This is a genomic window from Streptomyces sp. NPDC047014, from assembly GCF_040644195.1.
Lineage (GTDB): Bacteria > Actinomycetota > Actinomycetes > Streptomycetales > Streptomycetaceae > Streptomyces.
This window is the reverse complement of record NZ_JBEYVX010000020.1, coordinates 16818-41082: the sequence shown is the minus strand read 5'-3', so window position 1 is coordinate 41082 and position 24265 is coordinate 16818. Positions and strand designations below refer to the sequence as shown.

The following is a 24265-nucleotide window of genomic DNA, read 5'->3' as shown; positions in this document are numbered from 1 at the left end:
GTGAACCGGTTCGCGCGCCTCGCCGCCCGCCTCCTGGCCGCCTCGCGCGGCCTCGTATGGGTGCCGGACGGTGTGCTGGAGGACGAGGCTCCGGACGACGACCCCCTGGGCGGCGAGAGCTGGCCCGCCGGACCCGTGGAGCCCGAGATCGCGGAGCTGTGCCGGCGCGCCGCCGGGCAGGGCGCGCCGCTGGCCCTGCCGGGCGGGCCGGGCCTCGCCTTCGCCGGTATCCCCATGATCGGCTCCGGGGGCGAGCTGCTGGGCGTGCTCGCGGTCACCGACGAGGGACCGCGCACGTGGAGCGAGGACGATCTGCGCGACCTCGGGGAGCTGGCGGCCGCGTGCAGCGCCCAGATGCGCCTGCGCAGCCGCTCCCGGGCCGCCTGGCGGGGGCAGGTGGAGGCCGAGGAGGCCGCCGGGATCGCGGAGGCGGACGCCGACCGGATGGAATCGCTGCTGGGCCGGGCCCAGCTGCTGCTGCGGGCGGCGGAGGGCCTGGGCGACACCAGCGGGCTGATGGAGGTCTGCGAGCGGGTGGGCGAGCTGGCCGGCGGCGACCTCAAGCCCTCGCACGTCGGCCTGCTGCTCATCGGCGAGGACGGACTGCTCCGCCGGGTCTCGATGCCCGGCGGCGCGGACCCGTGGCGGGACCACGGGCAGGAGTACGAGACCGCCGCCGACCGCCCGGAGGCCAAGGCCGTACGGGAGGGGCGGACGGTGGTGATACGCGACCGCACGGCCCTGGAGAGCGGCTACGGGCCCGAGGTCCTGGCCCGCTTCGAAGCCCTGGGCCTGCAGACGCTGGTCTGCGTACCACTGCCCGCCGCCGACGGGATCCTCGGGGTGCTGGCGCTCGGCTGGGACATCCCGCACGCCGTGGAGCCCGCCGAGCGCGCGCTGCTCGTCGTACTGGCCGACTACACCGCGCGGGCCGTCGAGCGCGCCCTCTACCTCGACGAGCGGATCTCGGTCGCGCGCAGCCTCCAGGAGGCCATGCTCACCGGACTGCCCGCCGTCGGGGGCCTGGAGACCGCCGCCCTCTACCGGCCCGCCGCCCGCCAGGACATGGTCGGCGGGGACTGGTACGACCTCTACCCGCTGCCGGGGGACGGCGGCGCCTGGGCCGTGACCGTCGGGGACATCACCGGGCACGACATGCGCGCCGCCACCGTCATGGGGCAGGTGCGCAGCATGCTCCGGCAGGCGGACCACGACCACCGGGGCCATCCCCCGCACCACGCGGTCGAGGCCCTGGTGGAGGCGTCCGGGACACTCGGCGTGCCGACGGGCGGCACCCTGGTCCACGGCCACCTCGCGCCGCGCCCCGCCGGGCACTGGCAGCTGACGTGGACCAACGCGGGCCATCCGCCGCCGCTGCTCGTCCACCCGGAGGCGGCGGGCGCGGCGGCGGAGCGCATGGACGTCCACGACCTGCTCCTGCACCCCTCGCTGCCGCCCGTGTCCCGCAGCAGCCACACGCGGCTGCTGCCGCCCGGCAGCACGCTCCTGCTCTACACGGACGGGCTGGTCGAGCACCGCGACGAGGACCTGGACGACGTCATCCACCGCACCGCCCTCCTGCTGGCCGAGGCCGATCCGGCGACACCCCTGGGCGACGTCCTCCAGCACCTGGCGGACACCGTGGCACCGGCGAGGGCGGAGGACGACACCGTGCTGCTCGCTGTCAGGGTGGCGCCGGGCCGGGAGGCCGAGAGAGCCGAGTGAGCCGAGCGAGCCGAGTGATCAGGGCACCAGGTGGAAGCCCGCGCCCACGCCGCCCTGGGCGTTCATCTCGTCGAGGATGCTGAGGATCGGGGAACTGTGCTGCGCGCCCCAGGCGTTGCCCACCAGGGTCTGGCCGTGCACCACGGGCGAGCCCGAGTCACCGGCGTTCGTCCAGATCAGGTGCGTGAACCAGATCCCGTTCGTGCCCAGCTTCATGGCGCAGGTCAGGCCCGTCCGGTGGCCCTCCTTGCACATGCGGGTGCCGTTGGGCGGCGGCGCGCCGAGGGAGGTGATCGTCGTACCGCCCACCGTGCTGGTGGGGGCCACCCGGCTCTCGTCGAGCTTGATGACCGCGTAATCCAGGCCCTTGGGGCCGGAGTTCAGCAGGTTGTTGGGGGTGCTGACGTACGTCACGGTGCCGATCGGGCCCGTAGCCAGGTCGGGGCGGCTGTTCTCGACGGGGGCGGGGGCGAAGGCGGTGCCCGCCGGGGAGCTGTCCCGGTAGACCTGCTCGCCGACCAGCTTGTTGCCGGCGTCGTCGATGAAGCAGTGGGCGTTCGTCAGGGCCACGAGGTTGCCCGCGCCGTCGCGTCCGACCGCCGTGAGCGTGCAGATGTAGTAGCCGGCGGGCTCCTGCGGAGTGGGGGTGATCCGGAAGATGATCCCCGTGCCCCCGCCCACCGGAGTGGGGGCGGCGGCGCTCGCGCTCGCGGGTGCGCCCGCGGCGAGCAGGGAGGCCCCCGCGAGCAGGACGGTGAGGGCGGCGGCCCGCACGGCACGTATCGCGGGCAACGCGCGTGACACACGTAACGCACTGAACAACAGGACCAACTCCGTTCGGTGGGGGCGGCCCGACCGCGCGGTCCGGCCGCCCGAAGAGGCGTACACCGGTTCGTACCACGGTTCGCCACGCCCGCCCCAGAGGGTTATGAGTCGCATGCCCAGCCACTCCCGGCACAGCCGGCGGGGGCCGGGCAGGGGGGTGATCGTGCGCCGCACGAAGCGCGTGGCCGCGCGGTCCGGGCGCCCCGGGGCTAGGGTGACGCGGGGTCACACCTCGTCGTTCCGTGCCGCGGGCACGGGCGCCCTTCCGGAAAGGCCCAGGCCATGTCCACCACACTCTCCGACGATCTCAAGCGCATCATCGACGAATCCCCGGTCTTCGCGACCGTGGCCACCGTCCAGCCCGACGGCAGCCCGCAGCTGTCGGTGACCTGGCTCATGCGCGACGGCGACGACCTCCTCATCTCCACCACCGTGGGGCGCCGCAAGGAGCGGAACCTGCGCCGCGACCCCCGGATCACCGTGATGATCAACCCGCCGGACGCGCCGTACACCTACGCCGAGGTGCGCGGCACGGCCGAGCTGGACACCGAGGGCGGCCAGCGGCTCATCGACGCGCTCTCGCGGAAGTACACGGGCAAGGAGTACGCGGACTTCAACCCCGCCTCGGGCGAGGACGCGCCCCGCGTGGTGGTCCGGGTCGTGCCCCGCAAGGTCGTCGGTTCTCTCTAGCGCTCCGGCCGCGAAGGGGGACGTCACGACCGGTCCCGTCACACCGCCACGATCACTCCGTGCCGGCCACGGGCGGGACCGCTCCGGCCAGGAACTCCCGGATGGCGGGAGCGGTGGCGCGGGCGAGGTCCACGGCGGTCAGGAGGTCGTCGCCGATCGGGATCGCGGCCAGTCGGCCGTGGGGCAGGGTGCGGGCGGCCGCTTCGGCGAGAGCGCTGGGGTGGCGTGGGTCGGTGCCCGGGAAGACGAGCGTCGGCACGGTGATCGTCGCGAGTTCGTCGACGCTCCGGAAGGAGCGGTCCTGGCCGATGGCGGCCGCGGCCACGATGCTGGCGGGGTCCGACCGGGGGATGGCGTCGCGCACCATGGAACCGACAAGGGGAGGGAAGGCGGCGAGGACGGGCGCCCAGCCCGCCTCGATGCCCTCGGCCGCGACACGGGCGGCGAACGCGTCGAGGAAGCGGATCTCGGCCTCCTTGGCCTCGTCGTCCTCGATGTCCTCCACCCCGATGAGCACGGCTGCCCGGACCCGGTCCGGGTGTGCGGCCGCTGTCCGGAGGGTGATCGTGGAGCCCAGACCCGCCCCGGCGAGTACGGCACGGGAGCGGCCGATGCGGTCCAGGAGCCCTATGACGTCCTCGACGTACCGGGCCCAGGTGTAGCGGGCGGGTTCCCTGCAGACCGACCGGCCGTAGCCTCGCAGATCGGGCAGGACGACCAGGAAGCGATCGGCGAGCCGTTCGGCCAGCGGAAGCATGCTCCTGTGGTCAGGGCCGCCGGCGTGCAGAAGGACCAGGGCCTCGCCCTCTCCCATGAGGGTGGCGTGCAGGGTGCAGTCGTCGGCCGACCGGTGGCTGATCTCTTCCATGGGCCGAATCTAGTGCCGCCGCACCGGCGTCCGGTACGCCGTAATCCGCCGACGGAAAACGCGATCCCGCCACTTCCGGCGCCACCGCTTTCTAACTCCAATCCGCGTCGTTTCTAGAATGGCCGGGTGGAGGACATCGATGCGATCGCGGTGCTGCAGGACCCTGTGCGGCGCCGTCTGTACGAGTACGTGGTGGCCCAGGGCCGCGAGGTCGGGCGCAACGAGGCGGCCGAGGCCGCGGGCGTGGCGCGCACCCTCGCGGCGCACCACCTGGACCGCCTGACGGAGGCCGGGCTGCTGGTCAGCGGGAGCCGGCGCCTGACGGGGCGTTCGGGGCCCGGGGCGGGCCGCCCCGCCAAGGTGTACACGCGGGCGCCGGGCGAGCGCTCGGTCTCGCTGCCCGCCCGGGACTACCGCACCGCCGCCGAACTGCTGGCCGAGGCGGCCGAGCAGGCCGGTCTGGACGCCGGGCTCTGCGCGGCCGCCCGCCGGCGCGGCGAGGCCCTGCGCGGGGGCGCGGCGCCCTGCGGCGGGCTCGCGGAGGCCATGGAACTGCTGGCTGCCCGGGGCTACGAGCCGCATGTGGAGGGCGGCGAGGACAGTGGCGGGGGCGGCGGCGAGGAGGCCGGCGAGGAGTCGGACGGTCGCGTCGTGCGGATGCGGAACTGCCCCTTCCATGCCGTCGCCGAGCGCTTCCCGCCACTCGTCTGCGGGATGAACCTCGCCCTGCTGGAAGGGCTGCTCGGTACGGACGGCCCGGTGCGGGCCCGGATGGACGCCCGGCCGGGGGAGTGCTGCGTGGTGGTCGAACAACTCTAAAAACAATACTCATTGACATAGAAATGCGGCCCGTGCTGGGATGAGGCCATGACCTCACCCACGCCTGCCTTCCACCTCGCCCAGTTCAACGTCGCGACCCTCCGCCACCCCCTCGACGACCCGCGCCTGGCTCCCTTCGTGGAGATGCTGAACCCGGTCAACGCCCTCGCCGACGCCGCCCCCGGCTTCGTCTGGCGGCTGATCGAGGAAGGCGCGGGCGACGCCACCGGTCTGCGCCCCGCGGGTGAGAACGTCATCGTCAACCTCTCGGTGTGGGAGACCCGCGAGGCCCTGTGGGACTTCCTCTACCGCAGCGGACACCTGGAGGCGATGCGGCGGCGCCGCGACTGGTTCGAACGCCACATGGAGGCCCACCTGGTGCTGTGGTGGATCCCCGCCGGCGAGATCCCCACCGTCCCCGAGGCCCTGGAACGCCTCGCGGAGCTGCGCGAACACGGGCCGTCCCCGCGCGCGTTCACCTTCGCCTCCGCCCACTCCGCCGCCGAGGCGGCCGCACACCTCCCGGCCGCCCGGCCCTGACCCGGCCGACGCACGGCACCGGCCGCCCCCCGACTCGCCGCGCGCCCGCCCGGACAGCACGATGGGGAGCGTGATGACCGTGCTGGTGGTGGGCGTGCCCGAGGGCGAGCAGCTGGAACTGCTGCGCGCGGGCATCCAGCGCAATCCGCACTTCCAGGTCCTCTCGCACGCCTCCGACCCCGCCGTGGCCCTCGCCCACGCCCGCGTGCTCCTGCCCGACATCACCGTCCTGGCCCTGCCGCCCGGCCTGGACAGCCTGGACTCGGACCCGGCCGTCCTGCGCCTGTTCCGCGGCGTGCGGGCCCTGGACCCGCCCGGCGGGGTCGTGCTCCGCACCGCCGCCGCGCCCGTACCCCGCGCGGTGGCCGGGCTCGCCGCCGAGGGGGCCGTCCACCTCGTCCGCGAGGGGGACCACGAGGCCCTGATGCGGGCCCTACGCACCATCGGCCTGCGCCGGGCCAGCTGCGACCCGGACGAGATGCCCTGACGAGATGCCCTGACGGGGACGGCCGCGGGGGGCGCGGATCCTCGTACTGCGCCGCGCGCGGGACCGGGATATCAAGGGACGTGAAGGTGAGCGCGAGGCACCGGCGCTCACCGCCCCACGGCTGAGGAGCACGTCTCGTGGAGTTCGAGGTCAATGGCGCCCCGCGCGCGGTGGACGTGGACGAGGACCCGGCCGCCGTGGAGGTGGTGCGCGACCGGCTGGGCCTCACCGGCACCAAACTGGTCTGCGAGGGCGGCGTCTGCGGCGCCTGCACCATCCAGGTCGACGGCGAGCCCCGGGTGTCCTGCCTGACCCCCGCCGTCACCCTGGCCGGCCGGCGCGTGACCACCGTGGAGGGCCTGGCGGACCATCCGGTGGCCCGCGCCTTCGCCGCGGAGGACGCCCTCCAGTGCGGCTACTGCACCCCGGGCTTCGTCGTCGAGGCGGCCGCCTTCGTCGACCGGTGGCGGGCCACGCGCGGCTCCGTCCCGCCCACCCGCGAGCAGACCGCCGACGCGCTGGCGGGACACCTGTGCCGCTGCGGCGCCTACGCGGGCATCTTCCGGGCGGTCGCCGCCGCCTGCGCCGGCGAGTACGACACCGCCCCGGCCGGAGGCGCGGCGCCAGCGGTCCCGCGCGTCGAAGCCCCCGAGAAGACCGGCGGCTCCGCCCGCTACACCACCGACCTGCACCCCGAAGGGCTGCTGGAGGGGCTGATCATCCGCTCCCCGCACGCCCACGCCCACGTACGCTCCCTCACGGCGGACGGCGTACCGCTCGTCTCCCTGCTGCCCCCGGACGGCGTCGTGCGCTACGTCGGCCAGCCCGTGGCCGCCGTGGCCGGAGCCGGCCGGGCCGCGGCGCGGGCCGCCGCCGCCCGGGTCGCCGTGGACTACGAGGTACTGCCCGCGGCCCTGGACGTACGCAGGGCCAGGACCGGGGAGGGCCCGTACGTCTACGAGGACGCGGCCGCGCGGAAACGGGCACCGGCCTCCGGGGAGGCCCCGCAGCTGCTGCCCACCCGCTGGCGCGGCAACCTGCGCGGCCCCTCCGCCATGAGCCGGCGCCCCGCCACCGCCGTCCGCCGCATCACCGAAGCCCGCAGGCGCAGCCCCGAACGGGTCGTGGAGGGCGAGTTCACCACCGCCGCGCAGACCCACACCCCCCTCGAACCGCACGCCTGCCTCGCCACGTGGACCGACGACGGCCTCCGCCTGGAGGTGTCCACCCAGTCCGTACGCCACGTCGCCGAGCAGGCCGCCGAACGCTTCGGCCTGCCGCCCGAACAGGTGGTGGCCACAGCCGTGCACGTGGGCGGCGGCTTCGGCTGCAAGATGGGCCTCACCTCGGACGTCGTCGCCGCCGCGGAACTGTCCCGGCTGCACGGAGCGCCCGTACGGGTCGTACTCGACCGGGACGAGGAACTGACCGACGGCGGCTACCGCCCCGGCACCCGCATCCGCATCGCCATGGCCGCCGACGCGTCCGGCGGGCTGAGCGCGCTGGCCATGGACGCCGACAACGACGGCGGCGTCTCCACCGGCGGCACCGTCGCCGCCCTCGCCCGCTTCATGTACGGCAAGGCCCCCCGCCGGCTGCGCGACTTCGACACCGTCACCCACCAGCCGCCGGGCGCCCCCTTCCGAGGGCCCGGCGGACCCACCATGTGCTGGGCCCTGGAACAGGCCGTCGACGAGATGGCCCACCGGCTCGGTGAGGACCCCATCGCCCTGCGCCGCCGCTGGGACGGCAACACCCGCCGCCACGCCCTCTACGACCTGGCCGCGGCCCTGCCCGTCTGGGCGGGCCCGCGCGGCGGCACCGGCCGCTTCCGCCGGGGTGTCGGCGTCGCGGCGGCCAACTGGCTGTACTTCCTCGACCCCGTCACCGAGGTGGAACTCGCCGTGGAGGACGGCATGGTCCTCGCCCGCTGCTCCGTCCAGGACATGGGCACCGGCGCCCGTACCGTGCTGTGCCGGGCCGTCGCCGCCGGACTCGGCCTGCCGGAGGACCGGGTGCGCGCCGAGGTCGGCCGGAGCGACGCCGCGCACGGCCCCACCTCCGGCGGCAGCCGCACCACCCCCTCCCTCGTCCCCGCCGCCATGGACGCCGCCGAGCGGCTGCGCGCGGCGCTCGGCGGGGGCGAGGTCGCCGCCCGGCTGGACACCGCCCACGGCGTACGGGTCACCGGCCGGCGCCCGCGCGACCACCGCGGCTACGCGCTCCCCTTCCCCCTGGGCGGCGTGGCCGTCGGCCGCGGCTTCACCGGCTCCGTCCAGGTCTCCGAGGTCGAGGTGGACACCCGGCTCGGACGGATCCGCCCGCTGCGCGTCTGGAGCGGCATCGCCGCCGGGCGCATCCACGAGGACCGGCTGGCCCGCAGCCAGTGCGAGGGCGCCGTGATCCAGGGCATCGGCTACGCCCTGTTCGAGGAGCGCCGCGCCGACCCCGTCACCGGCCGGGTCCTCACCGACAACCTGGAGGACTACCGCATCCCCGGCATCGGCGACACCCCCGAGATCACCGTCCACTTCCACCAGGAGGGCTTCGACCACGTGCCCGGCGGCGGGGTCGGCCTCGGCGAGATCTCCACCCTGCCCACCGCCGCCAGCCTGGCCAACGCCGTCCACGACGCCACCGGCTGGCGCCCGTACGACATGCCGATCCGGCCCGACCGGCTCCTGGAAGGACTGGGTACGTGAGCACCGAACCGCTCGATCTCACCGCCCTCTCGGAAGCCGTACGGGTCCGCGGCGGCGAGCTGCGCGCCGGGGGCACCGACACCACGGCCCGGCAGCGCAGCGGGGTCTCCGCCGGGCCCTTCACCGACCTCGGGCAGGCGGGAGGGGCCGGCGGGGCGGACGGTTCGGACGGCGCCGGAGGCATGCGGGGGACCACCCCGCTGCCCGGCGGCGGGCTGCGGATCGGCGCCCTGACCACCCTCGCCGCGCTGGCCGCCGACCCCCGGGTGCGCGTCGGCTGGCCGGCCCTCGCGGCCGCGGCCCACAGCGCGGCCACCCCGCAGATCCGCGCGGCGGGCACCCTCGGCGGCAATCTGCTCCAGCGCAACCGCTGCTGGTACTACCGCAATCCGCGGGTCAGCTGCCTCCAGAAGGGCGGCACCGGCTGCCCCGCCCGCGAGGGCGACCACCACTACGGCGTCGTCGCCGGGGACAGCCTCTGCGTCGCCCCGCACCCGTCCACCCTGGCGATGGCCCTGCTCACCTACGACGCTGAGGCCGAGGTGCACGACGAACCCCCGCGCAGCGTGGCCGAGTTGTACGGCGACGGACGCGGACTCGACCGCACCGACCACCTGCTGCCACCGCACCGGGTCCTCACCGCCGTCCGGCTGCCCGCAGCCGTGCCCGGCGAACGGGCCGCCTGCCACCGGGCCATCAGCCGGGCGCACGCCGAATGGCCGCTGGTGGAGGCCGCCGCCCGGCTGGCGTTCGACGGGCCGACCGTCACGCACGTGGCCGTCGCGGCGGGCGGGGTGGCCCGCGTACCGCTGCGGCTGACCGAGGTGGAGGCGGCCCTGATCGGCCGCGAGGCGACCCCCGAGGCGCTGTCGGCGGCCGCCGCGACGGTGCTGCAGCGCTGCCGTCCGCTGCCGCTGACCGGCTACAAGACCACCCTCTTCCGGGACACCGTCCTCGAAGTCCTCGAACGCGCGGCCGGGCCGGGCGGGTCGGGCGGGTCGTCGGGCCGGCCGTCCGGCGGGTCCTCCGGCGGCCCGGGAGCGGCGGATCCGGTGAATTCTTAGCATCAGCCGCCAACTATTGGCCCGCCCGCCGCCGGGAGGACTACAAAGGTCGAGACCGAAGCGGACCGAACCTGAAGTCGAAGGCGGTGGATGCGCGTGCGTGACTGCGGCAGAGGCGAATCGAATGAGGTCAGATTAGTTCCGGAGAGACCGGTGTCCGGCCACTGAATCCGACCGTCCGTCCAACGGTGAGGTGACCTCGGGGAGGTAATGCGGCAGGGCCGGGCGCGGGGAGGTGGGAATTTCTCACCTCCCTCTGCGTTTTCCACCCCCTTTTCACCTTCTTTTTCTCCGGTCCGGCAATACTCGCGACGGACCGGACGGGCAGCCGCCCCCGGCGTTCCGGGCCATGAGCGCTGCCCCGAGCCCGCAGCGGCGCTGCCGCACCTACCGGTGATTCGTGCGCGCGAAATACGCCCGCGCCCACCCGCACGCGCCTCGAAATGGCCCGTCCGTGCGTAGATCCGGTAGCCGGAAAAATATTTCAAAAAGGCACCCATCCGCAGCAGCCGGGGTGCCGAAGAAGGGAACGAGACCCCCACCGGGGCTCGCTTCCCACTCGTACGACATGAGATGTGAGATTCCCGTCCCGGGAATCCATGGAACAGGAGCGAATATGATAGTCAAGCGCGCCGGCCGCCTCGTGGTTCTCGCGTCCGTCCCCGCCGCCGTGTTCCTGACCATCGGCCTTTCCGGGCCCGCCCTCGCGGAGGGCGGAAAGGCGTACCAGATCGATCTGGCGCAGCTGAACGAATCCGGTTCCCGCGGCACGGTCATGCTCAGCCTCAGGGGCAACCAGCTCACCGTGCAGATCGAGTCCGAGGGCATGGTGCCGGGGCAGCCCTCGGCCCAGCACCTGCACGGCTCGACCAAGGGGCACGACTTCCACTGCCCGGACGCCTCCGACGACACCGACGGCGACGGGGTCCTCAGCAACACCGAGGCCACACACGACTACGGCGACATCAACATCTCGCTCACCACCTCCGGAGACACCAAGCCCACCAGCGGCCTCGCGGTGGAACGCATGCCCGTCGCCGACAAGAAGGGCAAGCTCTCCTACAAGCGGACGATCGCCGTCGGCCAGGACGTGGTCGACCACATCAAGGACCTGCACGTCGTGCAGCACGGCATCGACCGCAACAAGAACGGCAAGTACGACGTCCAGGGCGCCGGAAAGAGCGAACTCGACCCGAAGCTGCCCCAAGAGGCCACCGCCCCGACCAACTGCGGCGAGGTCAAGGGCGCGGCCGTGGGCTCCCTCCCCGTCGGCGCCATCGAGACCGGCGGCGGCTCCGAGCAGACGGCCGCGGCCCAGCTGCCCGTGACGGTACGGGACGGAGTCGCCATCACCACCCTCGCCGTGGCCGCCGGTGCGGTGGTCCTCGGGCGCCGCCGGGCCCAGGCCGTCACCGTCCGCCGGGAGACCACGGGAGGCGGCGCGTGAACCGGCCCACCCGCGCGGCCACCCCGCCCAGCGGCTTCGCCCGCCGCCGCACCGCCGGCGCCCTCGCGGCGACGGTCCTGGCCGGGCTGCTGCTCTCGGGCTGCGGCGGCGGCGAGGACACCGCGAAGCCCGCGGTGCCCGCCGGGCAGGCCCAGCCGGACGCGGCGGGCGCCACCGCCCCCGTACCGGCCGGACAGGCACCCGGCGGCGCCGGCTCCGCGCCCCCGGCGGACGGCGCGAAGTCCGGTACGGAGGCGGGCGCGGGCACCGGCTCCGGCGCGGGCAAGGCCGCCGCACCGGCCCTCGCGCGCTCGGAACCGCAGAAGATCACGATCCCGTCCCTCGGCCTGACCAGCACCCTGGAAACGCTGCGGCAGAACACGGACGGCACCATGCAGACCCCCAAGGACCCCGCGCTCGCGGGCTGGTACGAACCGGGGCCCACCCCCGGCTCCCAGGGACCGGCCGTGATCGCAGGGCATGTCACGTGGAACGGAGCGGCGGCGGTGTTCGAGAAGCTGAAGGCGATGAAGGGCGGCGACACCATCAAGGTGACCAGGAAGGACGGCAAGACGGTCACGTTCACCGTGGACCGGGTCGCGGAGTACCCGAAGGCCGAGTTCCCCACGATGGAGGTCTACAAGAACCTCGACCACGCGGGTCTGCGCCTGGTCACGTGCGGCGGGGACTTCGACCCCAAGAAGCACTACTACGACAGCAACGTGGTGGTCTTCGCCCGGATGACGGGCGCCGCCTGACGGGCACCGCCGAAGCCGGGAAGGAGGCCCGGCCGCCCGTCAGCCGCAGGGGCCTCTGCGGCTGACGGGCACAGCCCGTCGCCCCTTACCCTCTTGCCGGAACACGGCGTCGGCCGGTGGAATGGCCACATGATCACCTCACCGACCACGCTGCGGATCGGAGCCCTCGTACCGCTCTCCCCGCCGGGCTGGGTGGAGGCGGGCCGCCATCTGCTCGCCGGACTGGAACTGGCCGTCCGCGAGGTCAACGACACCGGCGGCATCGCCGGGGCCTCGCTGGAACTGCTGGTCCGGGACACCGCGGCCGACCCGGAGAAGGCCGCCGGGGCCGTGACCGAGCTGGCCGGGCTGGGCGTGGCCGCGGTGGCGGGGGAGTACCACAGCGTCGTCGCCCGCGCGGCGGCCGCGCGGGCCGACACCCTCGGGCTGCCGTTCCTCTGCTCCTCGGCGGTGCTCGACGCGCTCACCGAGCGGCCCACGCGATGGGTGGCCCGGCTGGCCCCGCCGCAGTCCCGCGGCTGGCGGCTCTACGCGGACTTCCTCCTCGGCGCGGGCCACACCCGGATCGCGGTGGCGGCAGAGCCCAGCGTCTACTGGGCGGCGGGCACCCGCATCCTGCGCGACCGCCTCAGCTCGCGCGGCGCCACCCTCATCGAGCTGGACGCCCGCGCCCTCGGCCCGGCGGAACTCTGCGACGCGCTCGCCGGGCAGCGGGCCACGGCCCTGCTCCTGCTGGCCGGAACCCCGGAGCCCGCGGTCCCCCTCGTCCGGGCCGTCCGCGGCGACCGGCGCCTGACCGGCCTCCTGATCGGCGCGCCCGCCGGGCAGCCGGAGTTCACGGACTGGGCCCGCCTGCTGGGCACCGACGGGGCGGCCGTCCCCTTCCTGCGCTACCTGCCCGAGGAACTCGGCCCCCTCGGCGCCCGCGTCGGCCAAGCCCTGCGCGATCGCCTCGGCGAATCCCCCTCCTTCGTGGCCTTCGAGGGCTACGACACGGTGACCGTCCTCGCCGAACTCCTGCGCCGCCACGGCACGGCCGCGGCCTGGTCGCAGGTCGCCGTCGAGGGCACCCGGGGGCGGATCACGTTCTCCCGGGTCCCGGGCATCGGCGTATGGCAGTGGGCCGATGCCCCGGTCCGGATCGCGGACCGGGACCCGGCCGACCCGTCGTCCGCCTTCCGTATCCGCGCGACAGAGGCAGGAACATGACGACAACGCCCACCACCTGGGGCCTGATCGTGGAGGTCACGGTCGGCCTGGGGGAACGCAAGCGCATGGAGGCGTACGTCCTCACCCACGTGGAGGGCACACGCGACGACGCGCTGGCCGAGCTGGAGCGCCGGGCCCGCTCCTACGACCCCGAGCACCCGAGAAGCCCCAAACGCCGCCGCCTGCTGCGCACCGGGGAAGGCTTCCTGCTGGTGCTGGACGGAGCCTGGCACTCCTACGCCACCCGCTTCACCATCGCGGAACTCCTGGAGGACTCCGCCCGCCCGGCCCCACCACCCACCCCCGACCCCGCCCCGCAGCCCACACCGGACCCCGCCCCCGAACCCCCGCCCGCCCCCGGCCCGCCGCACGACGAGGACGGCATCCCCCTCCGCCCCTCCTGGCTCGGCCGCCCGGACCTGTCATGACGAAGCGAGGGGTCAGCAGGTGATGGTGCCTCGGCGCAGGGCGTGGCCGGCGTCGTTGCTGTCGTCGGACCAGAGGACCGGCTTGAGGCCGGCCGTGCACTCGTCGGCGCCGGCGAGGGTGAAGCCCTCGTTGTTGTAGTTCGGCATGCCGGTGGGCCGGGCGTGGACGGCGGTGACGGCGAAGGCGCCCGAGGCGTCGACGCGCAGGGTGCGGTGCTGCCCGTCGCAGGTGTTGTCGCACACCGCCCACAGCCGGCCGGCCTGCGGCTCCCACTGGAGCTCCATCACCCCGGCCATGCCGCTGCTCACGCTCGCGACGCGCGTGAACGCGCCCGAGTCCGCCAGGACATAGCCGTGGATCATGCCGGTGCCCTCCACGCCGACGAAGAACACCCCGCCGCCGTGGGCCCCGTAGCGCGCCGGATCGTACGCGGCCCCCGTCGAGGCGTCCTTGAAGCCGGCGCCCGTCAGGGAGGCGTCGGGGACCCAGGTGAGGGCCTCGAGGCCGAGGTTCGGGCCGACCGACGGCAGGTCGGACGTGAGGTTCCACTCCTTGGCGGCGGTCAGTGTGCTCCCGCTGCCGGAGATGTCGTACTTGAGTACCGACAGCCGGCTGGTCCCGGAGGCGTTGCCGTCGCGCTCCGAGGCGACGAAGACCCCGGCGGCCGATCCGCCGCCCGTGAGGGTGACGCCCTCGCTGTCGGGGCTGCCCGAACCGCCGGGGAAGCGCAGGGACTTGCCCGAGGTCCAGCCGTTGCCGGTGTCGGGCTGCCAGCCGCCCGAGCCGTCGCGGACCAGCCGCCACAGTCTGCCGTTGTTCTGGGCGGCCCAGACCACACCGCCCTCCTGGTGGAGCCCGCTGAGGTCCTGGCCGAACACCTGGGAGCCGTCGGCGGTCGCGACCGCGCTGCCGCCGGGCCAGGCGGTGGGCGTCGTACCGCCGCCGCCGGTGCCGCAGGAGTTCGCGCCGCCCAGGGTCAGCGCGGCCGCCCGGAACGCGCCGGTGCCGTCCGGGCAGCGGGACCAGGAGGGGGCGGAGTGCGTGGTCCAGGAGAAGCTGTCCACCAGGGTCCGGCCACTCGGCAGGTACAGGCGCGCCTTGTCCTCCGAGCCGAGGCCGAAGGAGCCGTGCACGTCGAAGGTGCGGAAGGCCCCGGCGGCCAGGGTGGTCCCGGAGGCGATCGTGTACGAGGAGCTGTCCTTGTCGTCCTTGAGGACCCAGCCGGACAGGTCCACGGCGGCGGTGCCCTTGTTGTACAGCTCGATGGAGTCCTCGACGCCGCCGGTGGTCACCACCTCGTTGATCCGGATGTCGTCGGCGGGCGCCGCCTGCGCCGGGGCGGCGCCGAGCAGGCCGGCCGCGAGGGATCCGGCGGCGAGGAGAAGGGCCAGGTCACGGCGCCGGTGGCGGGTGCGGGATGCGGTCACGGGGGATCCGTCCAGGGGTCGCGGAAATCGGGGCGCCCCGACAGTCGGGCGCGGACCCGACCGGACGGCTCCCGTGGGGCGGACGGCCCGTGAACGGCGGCCGAAGTTCTCGGCGCACCGGCCGCCCCGCGGCCCGTAAGCCCCCGCCCGTGCCCCCCCCGTCACGCCTTGAGCGCGCGCCCCGCCATCGCCAGCGTCAGCCGGCGCGGCGCCAGGCTCGCCGCCATCGCCGAGATGCGGTTCCCGAGGCCCGCGACGATGCTCGGCGGGCTGCTGCGCCGCTCCAGGGCCCGCCGGGTCGCCGTCACCACCTGCTCGGGGGTGGCCATCCGGCCCACGGCGGCGTCCTGGCTGCCCACGACGTCGAAGAACTCGGTCCGCACCGGCCCCGGCGATACCGCCAGCACGCGCAGCGCGGACGCCCGCGTCTCGTAGGCCACCGCCTCCGTGAAGTTCAGTACGAACGCCTTGGTCGCCCCGTACACGGCCATCGACGGCGTCGGCTGATAGGCGGCGGCACTGGCTACGGTCACCAGCGCGCCCCGCCCGTCGGCGGTCATCGCGGGCAGGAACCGCCGGGTCAGCTCGGTCAGCGCGACCACGTTCAACTGGATCATCTCGTTGATCCGCGCGGGCTCCTGCTCCGCGAACGCGCCGTGGCTGCCGAAGCCCGCATTGTTGATCAGCGTGTGCACCCGGAAGCCGTGGGCCTCCAGCTCGGAGTGCAGCGCCGCCGCCGCGCCCGGCGCCGCGAGGTCCGCGGCCACCGCGTGCGCCCGTATCCCGTACCGGCTCCGCAGATCCTCGGCCAGCTGCTCCAGCCGGTCCAGGCGGCGGGCCACGAGCACGACGTCCGCGCCGCGCTCGGCCCACTGGCGGGCGAACTCGACACCGAGGCCGGAACTGGCCCCGGTGATCAGAGCGGTGGTGCCGCGGTATGTCATAGACATCGTACGTACTCCGTTTCGAGACTCCGGTGATGCCCGGTCCACCTAATGTAGGCAGGGGCAACATTGTAGTCAATGACAACATGAGAGGGGCAGGGTCGTGGCCCACGCCGATACCCCCTACCACCACGGCAACCTCCGGGCCGCTCTGCTGGAGCGCGCCGAGACCGTCCTCGCGACCACCGGGGCCGACAGCCTCTCCCTGCGCGGCCTCGCCCGTGACCTGGGCGTCAGCCACGCCGCGCCCGGCCGCCACTTCCGGGACCGCCAGGCCCTGCTCGACGCCCTGGCCGTCACCGGCTTCGCCCGGCTGAACGAGCGGATGCGCGCCGAGGCCGACGCCCCCGGCCCCGTCACCGACCGGCTCGCCGGACTCGGCCGGGCCTACGTCGACTTCGCCGTCGGGCACGCCCCGCTGCTGAGCCTGATGTTCACCGCCAAGCACGCCGACGCCTCCAGCCCCGAGCTGCGCGAGCTCGGACACCGCAGCCTGGAGATCGCCGCCGAGCTGATCGCGCACGCCCAGCGGGAGGGCGCCGTACGGGCCGGGGACCCGGGCCGCCTCGCCCAGGTGGCCTTCTCCACCCTGCACGGGCTCGCCCTGCTCGCCGTCGGCTCCCTCCTCGACGACACCCCGCTGGCCGAGGCCACCGACCTCGCCCTCGACGTGCTGCTGACCGGGCTCGGCGCCCGGCCGTCCTGACCGGCGCCGCCGCGCGGAAAGCTCCCGTACGCGCACGGAACATGACGGCCCATCAGCGTTGTCGGTGGTGCCGTCTACGTTGACGCCCATGAGCCGATCCCTCCAGGCACTCGCCTACGCACGCCCGTCCGCCCTCACCGCCCGGGGCGACGGCCGCCTCCTCGGGCTGGAGACCTCCGGCGGGCTGACCCCGGTGGGCCCCGAGGCCCACCCGCAGTTCTTCGCCGGCTTCCTGAGCGCGCCCCAGGCCGCCGCCCGGGGCCTGCTCGCCGTCGCGGACGTCGCCGCCACCCGCTACTACCAGCGCACCCTGCGGGCCTCGCTCGACCCGGTGGTCACGGCCAACGGCGACCGGCTGCGCTTCGAGTCCTTCTCCGGGTGCTGCGGGGTGTACGCCCGGCTCGACGTGCTGCCCGGCGGGCTCGACGGCGCCGACACCGGCCACGGGACCACCAACGTCGACGTCAACAACCCGCTGCGCGAGGCCCTGTCCCGGCTCACCGGCGACGAACCCCTGCACCTGCGCGTCGGCCCCGACGAACTGGCCGTCACCACCCTGGACGGCCCCGTGGTGGAGAAGAAGGTCCCGCTGCCCGACCGCTGGCTGCGCGGCTTCGCCGAATCCCAGGTGGCCACCGCCGGATTCGACCTGCGCGCCGAACTGTCCGCCGCCGAGGCCGTACGCTTCCTGCGCACCCTCCCGCGCGGCACCGGCGCGGCCGGAACCGGCGGCGGCCGGCAGGCCGCCCTGTGGGTGGTCCCCGCCGGCCGCACCCTGCGCCCCACCACCCGGCCCGTGCCCGGCGCCGTCTGCCTGCCCGGCCCCGAGCGGCTGGCCGCCCTCCAGCGGGTCCTGCGGCACGCCACCGGCCTGCGCGTCTACGGCCCCGCCGCACACGAGGGCGCCGCGACCGCCGCCGCCTGGGAGGTCACCCTGCCCGGCATGCGCCTCACCCTCACGCTCTCCCCGGAGCCCAGCCGCGGCTTCTCGGGCGAGGGCGGCGTCCTGGAGGCGCTGGCCACGGACGAGGCCGCCGCCGACGCCGACCTGGTCTCCGTCCTGCTCGCCTGGGAACCCCGTATCGAGGTCGCGGACCTCGCCGCCCAGAGCGGGCTGAGCGCCGAACGGGTCCGCGCCGCCCTGGTCCGGCTCGGCACCGCCGGCCGCGTCGGCTACGACACCGCCGAAGCCGCCTACTTCCACCGCGAACTGCCCTACGACGCCCGCCGCGCCGAACGGCACAACCCGCGCCTCGTCGCGGCCCGCGCCCTCCTCGCCGACGGCGCCGTCCTCCGGCACGCGGACGCCACCGCCACCGTCCGCTCCGGCGAGCGCCACTACCAGGTCCGCGAGGCCGCCGGCGGGGTGCTCAGCTGCACCTGCCAGTGGTGGGCCGACTACCGCGGCCGCCGCGGCCCCTGCAAGCACGCCCTCGCCGTCCGCATGGCACGCCGCGAGGCCGCCGCGCCCGCCGGCCCGACCGCCACCACCCCGGCCCCGGCCGCTTCCACGACCACCGGAGACCCCCGATGACCACCCTGCTCGACGCCGTCCGGGCCGGCCGCACCACCTTCGTCGCCGGCCTCATCGGCACCCTCGACGACACGCAACGCCGCGCCCAGCTGCCCGAACTGACCGCCCTGCGCAAGGAGATCCGCGGCTGGGGCTGGCGCCGCCGCTGGGACGAGGAACGCACCCTGCGCACCCTCCTCCTCGCCGGAGCCGCCTGCCACACCGGGGCCGCGGCCGCCTCCGCCTGGATCGCCGCCCGCGAACTGCGCGACGGCACCAACCGCGACACCGCCTTCGTGGCCCCCGCCCTCGCCGGCCGCGCCCCCGCCTGGCGCGCCGACGTCGCCCAACGCCTCGCCGCCCGCACCGCCACCGTCCACGACGACTACCCGCTCATCCGCCTGCTCCTGGCGGACACCGGCGCCCCCGCCCCCACCGGCGACGCCTTCGTGCACGCCTGGACGGACCACATCACCATCGACAGCACCACCCGCGCCCGCCGCGGCCGCGCCGAGCGCCGCCCGCTGCGCGTCGGGCTGCGCGAGGAGCCGTACGTACGCGAACTCGTGCCGCTGCTCTTCGAGACCGCCGAGCCCGCCCCCGGCCTCGACCGGTACGAGGACCCGCGCAGGCCCGGCACCTGGCCCGCCGAGCTGGCCCACCTCGCGGCCGAGGGCGTCATCGGCCGCCGCGTCCTCGTCGACGGCGCCATCGCCCGGCTGCTCCGCGGAAACCGCCGCCCCAACCGGCTCGGCTTCTACACCGACCTCCTCGACGTCCTCGACCTCACCCCGGAGGAGCGGCAGGAGCACACCGCCGACTGGATCGCCCTCACCGCCGACGCCCCCTCACCCATCGCCGGCCGCGCCCAGCAGATCCTCGCGGGCCTCTTCGCGGAGGGCCGGCTCCCCGCGGACCGGCTCGCCGAGATGTCCTCCGCCGTGCTCTTCCGCCCCGAGAAGAAGCTCGTCCGCGCCCAGCTCGTCCTGCTCGGCAAGGCCCTGCGGCAGACCCCCGAGGACCGCTCCCTGCTGCTGCCCGCCGTCACCGCGGCCTTCGGCCACGCCGACACCGCCCTCCAGGAACGCGCCCTCAAGCTCGTCGCCACCCATCTGCGCCCCGAGGACGAACACCTCCGCGCCGAGCTGGCCTTCGAGGCCGAACAACTCGGCCCCGCCCTCCGCCGCACCGCCGCCGAACTGCTCGGCGCCCTCGCCGACCCCGGCACCCCCGCCGACGCCTACGAGGAGACCCTCCCGGCCGCGCCCGCCCGCCGCCCGCTGAGCACCGGTGGCCCGCGGCCGGTCGCCGAGACCGTGGAACTCGTCGCCGCCCTCCTCCAGTCCGCCGAGGCCACCGCCGCCGAGACCGAGACCGCCCTCGACCTCCTCGTCCGCCACGCCCACCAGGACCGGGCCGCCCTGGCCGCGGGGCTGCGCCCCGCCCTCGCGGACCTGCACTGGGCGGGCGAGAGCGACTGCTGCACGGCCCCCGACGACCTCCGCGGGCTCGCCGTCGTCGCCGCGGCCGTCCTCGGGCGGGTCCGGGCCAAGGACCTGGCCGCCGCCCGCCGCATCAACGGCTCCGGCTACGGCCAGGACTGCATACACGACGCCCTGCACCGGGTCACGGCCGCCCGGCTGCGCGAAGCCGCCCTGCGCGTCCTGACCGACCCCCAGCCCTTCCTCCTCGCCACCCCCACCTGGGACTCCGGCACCGTGGAACCGCTGGAGCTCGTCGCACGGCTCACCGAGTACGGCCGCCTCGGCATCACCCCGGGCCCCGTCGACTTCGCCCAGGCCCTGCTGCGCGTCCGGCGCGACCCCTCCGCCGCCGGGGCCGCGGCCGCGCTCGGCACCCCCGAGGGGCGGCGCCTCGCCGCCTGGCTCACCACCGAGGGCGCCCCGGCCCCGTACACCCGGCGCCTCAAGGAGGGGGAGACGAACGCGCGCTACTGGTGGGGAGGGGAACGCGAGGCCGTCTCGCACCTGGTCCTGGAGACCTCCGGACACCGCGTCATCCAGAAGGAGTTCCCCGCCGTGTTCCATGCGCTGGCCCGGCCCTACGCGGCGGGCGCCAAGCGCTGCTGGCACTGGCGGGGCTGGACCCTGCCGGTCCTCTCCGTCCTGCCCGAGGACCGGGAGACCCAGGCCGTCTGGCTGCTGCCCCACCTGACCGGCTGCGCGACCGTCGAGGAGAAGGGCGCGGGCGAGATCCTGTCCCGGCTGGCGGAACTGGGCGGCCCCGCCGGACCCGCGCTGCACCTGGCGGTGGCCACCGGCCTGGGCGCCCGGCACACCGAGGACCGGCTCGCCGCCGTGGACGCGCTGCTCGTCCTCGCCGGACGCGGGGAACTGGACGCGGCGCTGCTCGGCCGGGACCTGGCCGAACTGCTCGCCCTGGGCAACGTCAAGCCCAACCGCCTGGCCGACGCGGCCCGTACGGCCGCCGCCACCGGCGCGTACGCGACCACCTGGGCGGTACTGGCCCCCGCGCTGCCGACCGTCCTCGCGGACGGCGCGACCCGGGGAGCGGGCGAACTCCTCGCGGTGGCCGCCGACTGCGTGGAGCACTGCGGCGCCTCCGGCCCCGTACCCGAGGGCCTGGCCGGGACGGCCGCCCGCAAGGGCGGCTCGCAACTGCTCGCCCAGGCACGCAGACTGCACACAGCCCTGGCGGCGAACGCCGCGTGAGCATGGCGAGGGCCCGCCGGGTGTTCCGGCGGGCCCTTCGTCCTCGTCGCGCCGAAGCGGTCAGGACACCGCGGCGCCAGAGCGTCAGAGCACGGCGACCGTGAAGGCGTTGTCCACGTAGTTGCCGTTCAGGTCATAGGTGTAGACCGAGATGGAGTCCGGGCCGCAGACCGAGTTGGGCGCCGTGCTGAAGCTGCGGCGGTTGGTGTTCGGCAGCTCGACCTGGACCACGCTGAACGCCAGGTTGATGTTCTCGCTGACGTTCACGCAGTAGCGACCGGTGTTCACGTGGCGCACCCAGTCGATGTTCTTCGCCCGCCGCAGCGCGCCGGAGGCGGAGACGTCCGCCGCGGCCTGCACGTACGGGGAGGTGATCGGCATGGGGTCCGCCGCGACGGCGGCAGCCGGGGCGGCGAGCGCTCCGGTCAGGACGACGGCGGTTGGCAGGACGGGCAAAAAGCGGCGCATCACTCACACTCCCGGCGAAGCGGCCCACAGCGAGTTGCGGACGGTCCCCACCACCCTGGGCGGCCCCGCCGCGTACGACGGCAGCCACGCCGGACCGGGGTGGGCCAACCGGGTCCCAAGCTCACCCGCCTGGCCCGCCGGGCCCCGCCCCCGCCACGCCGCTCAGGCGCCCCGGTCTGCCGGCGACCACCGGTGCAGCAGGCCGTCGTCCTCGGTGAGCCAGGTGCCGTCCCCGAGCGGGGTCACGTCCGGGCCGACCGCCCGCGGGTAGTCCAGCCGGCCCAGCGGGCGCAGGCCCTCCGCGGCCAGGAGCCAGTGGCGGTGCTCCGGTGGCCCGGTCGACGGGTACACCTGGCCCGGGAGCACGAGGTGGCGGCCGTCCACGATCTCGGCGGAGGAGAACTCGTCGTTCTCCGGGTCGACGGCCAGCTCCGCCAGGTCCAGCAGCGCCACCCGCTCCCCGGAGACCGGGTCGAACACCGCCAGCTCGTCGCGGTCGTCGGCGGGGAACACGTGCTCCGCGAAGCGCTGGGTCAGGGCCCGGCCGTCCGCGAGGAAACCGGCCATGGCGTGCATCCAGGTGCTCCCGAGCAGGCGGAATCCCTCGGCGCCGGGCTCGGCCCACCATGTCGACCAGCTGTTCCAGGCGGTCCAGCAGGACACCCCCACCGCCCCGCCGTCCGAGCGCCAATACTGCACCGTGCCCGAGGTCAGCGACCGCAGCCGCTGCCGGCCGGTCACCTCGCCGGACGCCGCGTCCAGGAGCAGCAGTTCGTCCCAGGTGTAGCTGCGTTCGGGCTCCAGGTCGTAGACCAGGGCCGCCTTGCTCCGGTCGCGCTCGATCGCCGGTACCACCAGGCTCACCAGCCGCCCGTCCGGGCTGACGGCCGGGCTCTGCGCCCGCCCCGTGCCGTGCCACGGATCGTGCGCGTGCTCCCAGCGCGGGCCGCCGTCCGGATCCAGCGCGCGTACGGACGCCGTCCCGGCCACCACGAAGCCGCCGTCCGGCAGGGGGACCGCCCGCTCGTGCTCCTCCGTCCGTAGGGCGTGCAGCGCGCCCCCGGTCCGGCCCGCGAGGAAGTCCTCGCGCTCGTACACCGCCAGCTCCTCCGGTGTGCGGACGAGGAGCCGCCCGCCCGCCACCGCCTCGACCGTGCCCCGAGCCCGCAGCGTGCCGAGCGCCACGACGCCGATCCGTTCATCCCCCGTGCTGTTCATGCCCCGCATCGTCGCAGCCGGGGGACCGCCGGGGCCAACGGGTTCAGAACGCCCCGTACCGCATGCGGCCCAGCGCCGTCATCGGCCGGTCGTGGGCGGCGATCGGCGCGGGGAGGCACGTGGAGCCGGTCAGATAGCGGTCCACCGCGGCGGCCGCCGCCCGGCCCTCCGCGATGGCCCACACCACCAGGGACTGCCCCCGGCCCGCGTCCCCCGCGACGAACACCCCGGGCGCCCGCCCGCCGGCCGCCGCGAAACCGGCGTCCCGCGCGAAGTTGCCCCGCTCGTCCAGCTCCAGCCCCAGCTGCTCCCGCAGCCGGCCGGCCCGCTCCGGCCCCGAGAAGCCGAGGGCCAGCAGCACCAGCCCCGCCGGTACCACCTGCTCGGTGCCCGCCAGCGCGCTGCGCGACACCGGCTCGACGGCGGTCAGCCGCAGCGCCCGCACCCGTCCCGCCGCATCCCCGTCGAAGCGCAGGGTGGCCCGCGCGAACAGCCGCGGGTCCTGTCCGGCCCGCCCGCGGGCCTCCTCGTGGGCGTGCGAGATCCGGTACGTCCGCGCGTACACCGGCCAGGGCTCGCCCTCGGGCCGGTCCTCGCCCGGCTCGGGGTTGATGTCGATCTGGACCACCGAGAGCGCGCCCTGCCGCAGCGCCGTCCCGAGGCAGTCCGAGCCGGTGTCCCCGCCGCCCACCACGACCACATGCCGCCCCTCGGCGGTGATGCCCGGTGCGGCGCAGTCCCCCTCCTGCACCCGGTTCGCGCAGGTCAGGTACTCCATCGCCTGGTGGATGCCGGCCAGCGCACGGCCGGGTACGGGCAGCTCGCGCCGCTCGCCCGCCCCGACGGCGACGACCACCGCGTCGCAGCGCCCGCGCAGCCCGCCGGCCCCCGCGTCGGTGGCGCCGCCCAGGTCCGCACCCGTGACGAAGACCGTGCCCTCCTCCCGCATCTGCTCGATGCGGCGGTCCAGCGGGGCCTTCTCCATCTTGAACTCGGGGATGCCGTACCGCAGCAGGCCCCCGATCCGGTCGGCCCGCTCGTGGACCGTCACCGTGTGCCCGGCCCGCGTGAGCTGCTGCGCGGCGGCCAGTCCGGCCGGGCCGGAGCCGATGACGGCGACCGTCCGCCCGCTGCCGCGCTCCGCCGGGTGCGGCCGCATGTAGCCGCAGCGTGTGCCCTCGTCCACGATGGCCTGCTCGACGTTCTTGATGGTCACCGGGTCGGAGTTGATCGCCAGCACGCACGCGTCCTCGCAGGGCGCCGGGCAGAGCCGGCCCGTCACCTCGGGGAAGTTGTTCGTGGCGTGCAGCCGCTCGTACGCCGCGTACCAGTCGGCGTGGGCGGCGTACGCGTTCCACTCGGGGATCAGGTTCCCCAGCGGGCAGCCGGTGTGGCAGAAGGGGACCCCGCAGTCCATGCAGCGGTCGGCCTGCCGGGAGACGAACGGCAGCAGGGCCTGACCCGCGTACACCTCGTGCCAGTCGCCGAGCCTTTCCCCGACGGGCCGGGCCGGGACGGGCTCGCGGGGGATCCTGAGGAAGCCGAAGGGATCGGTCACGCGCCGCCTCCCTGGATCGTGCGTATGGGCGCGCTCTGTGCCGGTCCGACCAGGTTACGCCGCATGGCGGCGATGTGGCAGTCATGTGTCAGGGCCGCAGGATCTCTTCCATTCGTTTCGGATTCATGAAGGGAACCTTTCATTCAAAGGTGAGAGGGGGAATTCGATCTACGAT

The 24265-nt window shown here is 75.1% G+C and carries 21 protein-coding genes; 14 read left to right on the top strand and 7 right to left on the bottom strand.

Annotated features, from left to right (window positions below; translation table 11 throughout):
* Positions 1-1725: a GAF domain-containing SpoIIE family protein phosphatase gene (locus ABZ873_RS14640; RefSeq protein WP_360870522.1), complete on the top strand. Its 1725-nt coding sequence runs from the start codon at positions 1-3 to the stop codon at positions 1723-1725.
* A gap of 18 nt (positions 1726-1743) precedes the next feature.
* Here the strand turns inward: ABZ873_RS14640 and ABZ873_RS14635 are convergent, their stop codons facing one another.
* Entirely contained in the window at positions 1744-2517 is a 774-nt protein-coding gene (locus tag ABZ873_RS14635) for a trypsin-like peptidase domain-containing protein (RefSeq protein ID WP_360870520.1), read from the bottom strand.
* Positions 2518-2832: 315 nt separating this feature from the next.
* Between ABZ873_RS14635 and ABZ873_RS14630 the strand changes: the two genes are divergently transcribed.
* Positions 2833-3240, top strand: coding sequence for a PPOX class F420-dependent oxidoreductase (locus tag ABZ873_RS14630; RefSeq protein ID WP_360870517.1), 408 nt, complete (start codon positions 2833-2835; stop codon positions 3238-3240).
* Positions 3241-3292: 52 nt separating this feature from the next.
* Here ABZ873_RS14630 and ABZ873_RS14625 read toward each other — a convergent pair whose 3' ends face one another.
* On the bottom strand, positions 3293-4108 hold the full coding sequence (locus ABZ873_RS14625; RefSeq protein WP_360870514.1) for an alpha/beta hydrolase: 816 nt from the start codon (positions 4106-4108) through the stop codon (positions 3293-3295).
* 126 nt (positions 4109-4234) lie between these two features.
* On the opposite strand from ABZ873_RS14625, the gene ABZ873_RS14620 reads away from it, so the two are divergent.
* The 9 genes from ABZ873_RS14620 (at position 4235) to ABZ873_RS14580 (ending at position 13562) form a co-directional block, all read left to right on the top strand.
* Complete coding sequence (locus ABZ873_RS14620) at positions 4235-4927, top strand: transcriptional regulator (protein WP_360870510.1); 693 nt, start codon at positions 4235-4237, stop codon at positions 4925-4927.
* Positions 4928-4975: 48 nt separating this feature from the next.
* Positions 4976-5467 (top strand): DUF3291 domain-containing protein, encoded by a 492-nt coding sequence (locus ABZ873_RS14615; RefSeq protein ID WP_360870507.1) that lies wholly within the window; start codon positions 4976-4978, stop codon positions 5465-5467.
* A gap of 70 nt (positions 5468-5537) precedes the next feature.
* Positions 5538-5954, top strand: a complete 417-nt coding sequence (locus tag ABZ873_RS14610) for a hypothetical protein (RefSeq protein ID WP_360870504.1) — start codon at positions 5538-5540, stop codon at positions 5952-5954.
* A 137-nt stretch (positions 5955-6091) separates the two neighbouring features.
* Positions 6092-8656, top strand: coding sequence for a molybdopterin cofactor-binding domain-containing protein (locus tag ABZ873_RS14605; RefSeq protein ID WP_360870502.1), 2565 nt, complete (start codon positions 6092-6094; stop codon positions 8654-8656).
* On the top strand, positions 8653-9720 hold the full coding sequence (locus ABZ873_RS14600) for an FAD binding domain-containing protein (protein WP_360870499.1): 1068 nt from the start codon (positions 8653-8655) through the stop codon (positions 9718-9720). Before ABZ873_RS14605 ends, ABZ873_RS14600 begins: the two co-directional genes overlap by 4 nt.
* A 616-nt stretch (positions 9721-10336) precedes the next feature.
* A complete protein-coding gene (locus tag ABZ873_RS14595) occupies positions 10337-11167 on the top strand; it encodes a hypothetical protein (RefSeq protein WP_360870496.1) in 831 nt (276 codons plus the stop codon).
* The gene (locus ABZ873_RS14590) at positions 11164-11925 is read left to right on the top strand and encodes a class F sortase (RefSeq protein WP_360870493.1); all 762 of its coding nucleotides are present in this window, start codon (positions 11164-11166) and stop codon (positions 11923-11925) included. Before ABZ873_RS14595 ends, ABZ873_RS14590 begins: the two co-directional genes overlap by 4 nt.
* A gap of 129 nt (positions 11926-12054) precedes the next feature.
* A complete protein-coding gene (locus tag ABZ873_RS14585) occupies positions 12055-13134 on the top strand; it encodes an ABC transporter substrate-binding protein (protein WP_360870490.1) in 1080 nt (359 codons plus the stop codon).
* The gene (locus ABZ873_RS14580; RefSeq protein WP_360870487.1) at positions 13131-13562 is read left to right on the top strand and encodes a hypothetical protein; all 432 of its coding nucleotides are present in this window, start codon (positions 13131-13133) and stop codon (positions 13560-13562) included. The genes ABZ873_RS14585 and ABZ873_RS14580 overlap by 4 nt, the downstream gene beginning before the upstream one ends.
* Before the next feature lie 12 nt (positions 13563-13574).
* Here the strand turns inward: ABZ873_RS14580 and ABZ873_RS14575 are convergent, their stop codons facing one another.
* Together ABZ873_RS14575 and ABZ873_RS14570 are read right to left on the bottom strand one after the other, a co-directional pair.
* Positions 13575-14990 carry a lamin tail domain-containing protein gene (locus tag ABZ873_RS14575; protein WP_360870484.1) on the bottom strand — a complete coding sequence of 472 codons (1416 nt, stop codon included), beginning with the start codon at positions 14988-14990 and terminating at the stop codon, positions 13575-13577.
* Positions 14991-15151: 161 nt separating this feature from the next.
* Positions 15152-15940, bottom strand: a complete 789-nt coding sequence (locus tag ABZ873_RS14570) for an SDR family oxidoreductase (RefSeq protein WP_360870481.1) — start codon at positions 15938-15940, stop codon at positions 15152-15154.
* 97 nt (positions 15941-16037) lie between these two features.
* Between ABZ873_RS14570 and ABZ873_RS14565 the strand changes: the two genes are divergently transcribed.
* From ABZ873_RS14565 to ABZ873_RS14555, 3 genes are all read left to right on the top strand, one after another.
* Positions 16038-16640 carry a WHG domain-containing protein gene (locus ABZ873_RS14565; protein WP_360870478.1) on the top strand — a complete coding sequence of 201 codons (603 nt, stop codon included), beginning with the start codon at positions 16038-16040 and terminating at the stop codon, positions 16638-16640.
* A gap of 88 nt (positions 16641-16728) precedes the next feature.
* Positions 16729-18174 (top strand): SWIM zinc finger family protein, encoded by a 1446-nt coding sequence (locus ABZ873_RS14560; RefSeq protein WP_360870475.1) that lies wholly within the window; start codon positions 16729-16731, stop codon positions 18172-18174.
* The gene (locus ABZ873_RS14555) at positions 18171-20846 is read left to right on the top strand and encodes a DUF6493 family protein (protein WP_360870472.1); all 2676 of its coding nucleotides are present in this window, start codon (positions 18171-18173) and stop codon (positions 20844-20846) included. The genes ABZ873_RS14560 and ABZ873_RS14555 overlap by 4 nt, the downstream gene beginning before the upstream one ends.
* Before the next feature lie 84 nt (positions 20847-20930).
* On the opposite strand, the gene ABZ873_RS14550 is transcribed toward ABZ873_RS14555, so the two are convergent.
* The 3 genes from ABZ873_RS14550 to ABZ873_RS14540 all read right to left on the bottom strand — a co-directional run bounded on the left by ABZ873_RS14550 (position 20931) and on the right by ABZ873_RS14540 (position 24090).
* The gene (locus ABZ873_RS14550) at positions 20931-21314 is read right to left on the bottom strand and encodes a hypothetical protein (protein WP_360870470.1); all 384 of its coding nucleotides are present in this window, start codon (positions 21312-21314) and stop codon (positions 20931-20933) included.
* 162 nt (positions 21315-21476) lie between these two features.
* Complete coding sequence (locus ABZ873_RS14545; protein WP_360870468.1) at positions 21477-22532, bottom strand: hypothetical protein; 1056 nt, start codon at positions 22530-22532, stop codon at positions 21477-21479.
* A gap of 43 nt (positions 22533-22575) precedes the next feature.
* Positions 22576-24090: a glutamate synthase subunit beta gene (locus ABZ873_RS14540; protein ID WP_360870465.1), complete on the bottom strand. Its 1515-nt coding sequence runs from the start codon at positions 24088-24090 to the stop codon at positions 22576-22578.
* Between the last annotated feature and the right edge of the window lie 175 nt (positions 24091-24265).

What these genes read in the sequence shown, in the direction of transcription:
- ABZ873_RS14550 (WP_360870470.1), bottom strand. Translation starts at nt 21,314, where the DNA reads ATGCGCCGCTTTTTGCCCGTCCTGCCAACCGCCGTCGTCCTGACCGGA.
- ABZ873_RS14630 (WP_360870517.1), top strand. Translation starts at nt 2,833, where the DNA reads ATGTCCACCACACTCTCCGACGATCTCAAGCGCATCATCGACGAATCC.
- ABZ873_RS14570 (WP_360870481.1), bottom strand. Translation starts at nt 15,940, where the DNA reads ATGTCTATGACATACCGCGGCACCACCGCTCTGATCACCGGGGCCAGT.
- ABZ873_RS14615 (WP_360870507.1), top strand. Translation starts at nt 4,976, where the DNA reads ATGACCTCACCCACGCCTGCCTTCCACCTCGCCCAGTTCAACGTCGCG.
- ABZ873_RS14585 (WP_360870490.1), top strand. Translation starts at nt 12,055, where the DNA reads ATGATCACCTCACCGACCACGCTGCGGATCGGAGCCCTCGTACCGCTC.
- ABZ873_RS14580 (WP_360870487.1), top strand. Translation starts at nt 13,131, where the DNA reads ATGACGACAACGCCCACCACCTGGGGCCTGATCGTGGAGGTCACGGTC.
- ABZ873_RS14595 (WP_360870496.1), top strand. Translation starts at nt 10,337, where the DNA reads ATGATAGTCAAGCGCGCCGGCCGCCTCGTGGTTCTCGCGTCCGTCCCC.
- ABZ873_RS14545 (WP_360870468.1), bottom strand. Translation starts at nt 22,532, where the DNA reads ATGAACAGCACGGGGGATGAACGGATCGGCGTCGTGGCGCTCGGCACG.
- ABZ873_RS14625 (WP_360870514.1), bottom strand. Translation starts at nt 4,108, where the DNA reads ATGGAAGAGATCAGCCACCGGTCGGCCGACGACTGCACCCTGCACGCC.
- ABZ873_RS14555 (WP_360870472.1), top strand. Translation starts at nt 18,171, where the DNA reads ATGACCACCCTGCTCGACGCCGTCCGGGCCGGCCGCACCACCTTCGTC.
- ABZ873_RS14560 (WP_360870475.1), top strand. Translation starts at nt 16,729, where the DNA reads ATGAGCCGATCCCTCCAGGCACTCGCCTACGCACGCCCGTCCGCCCTC.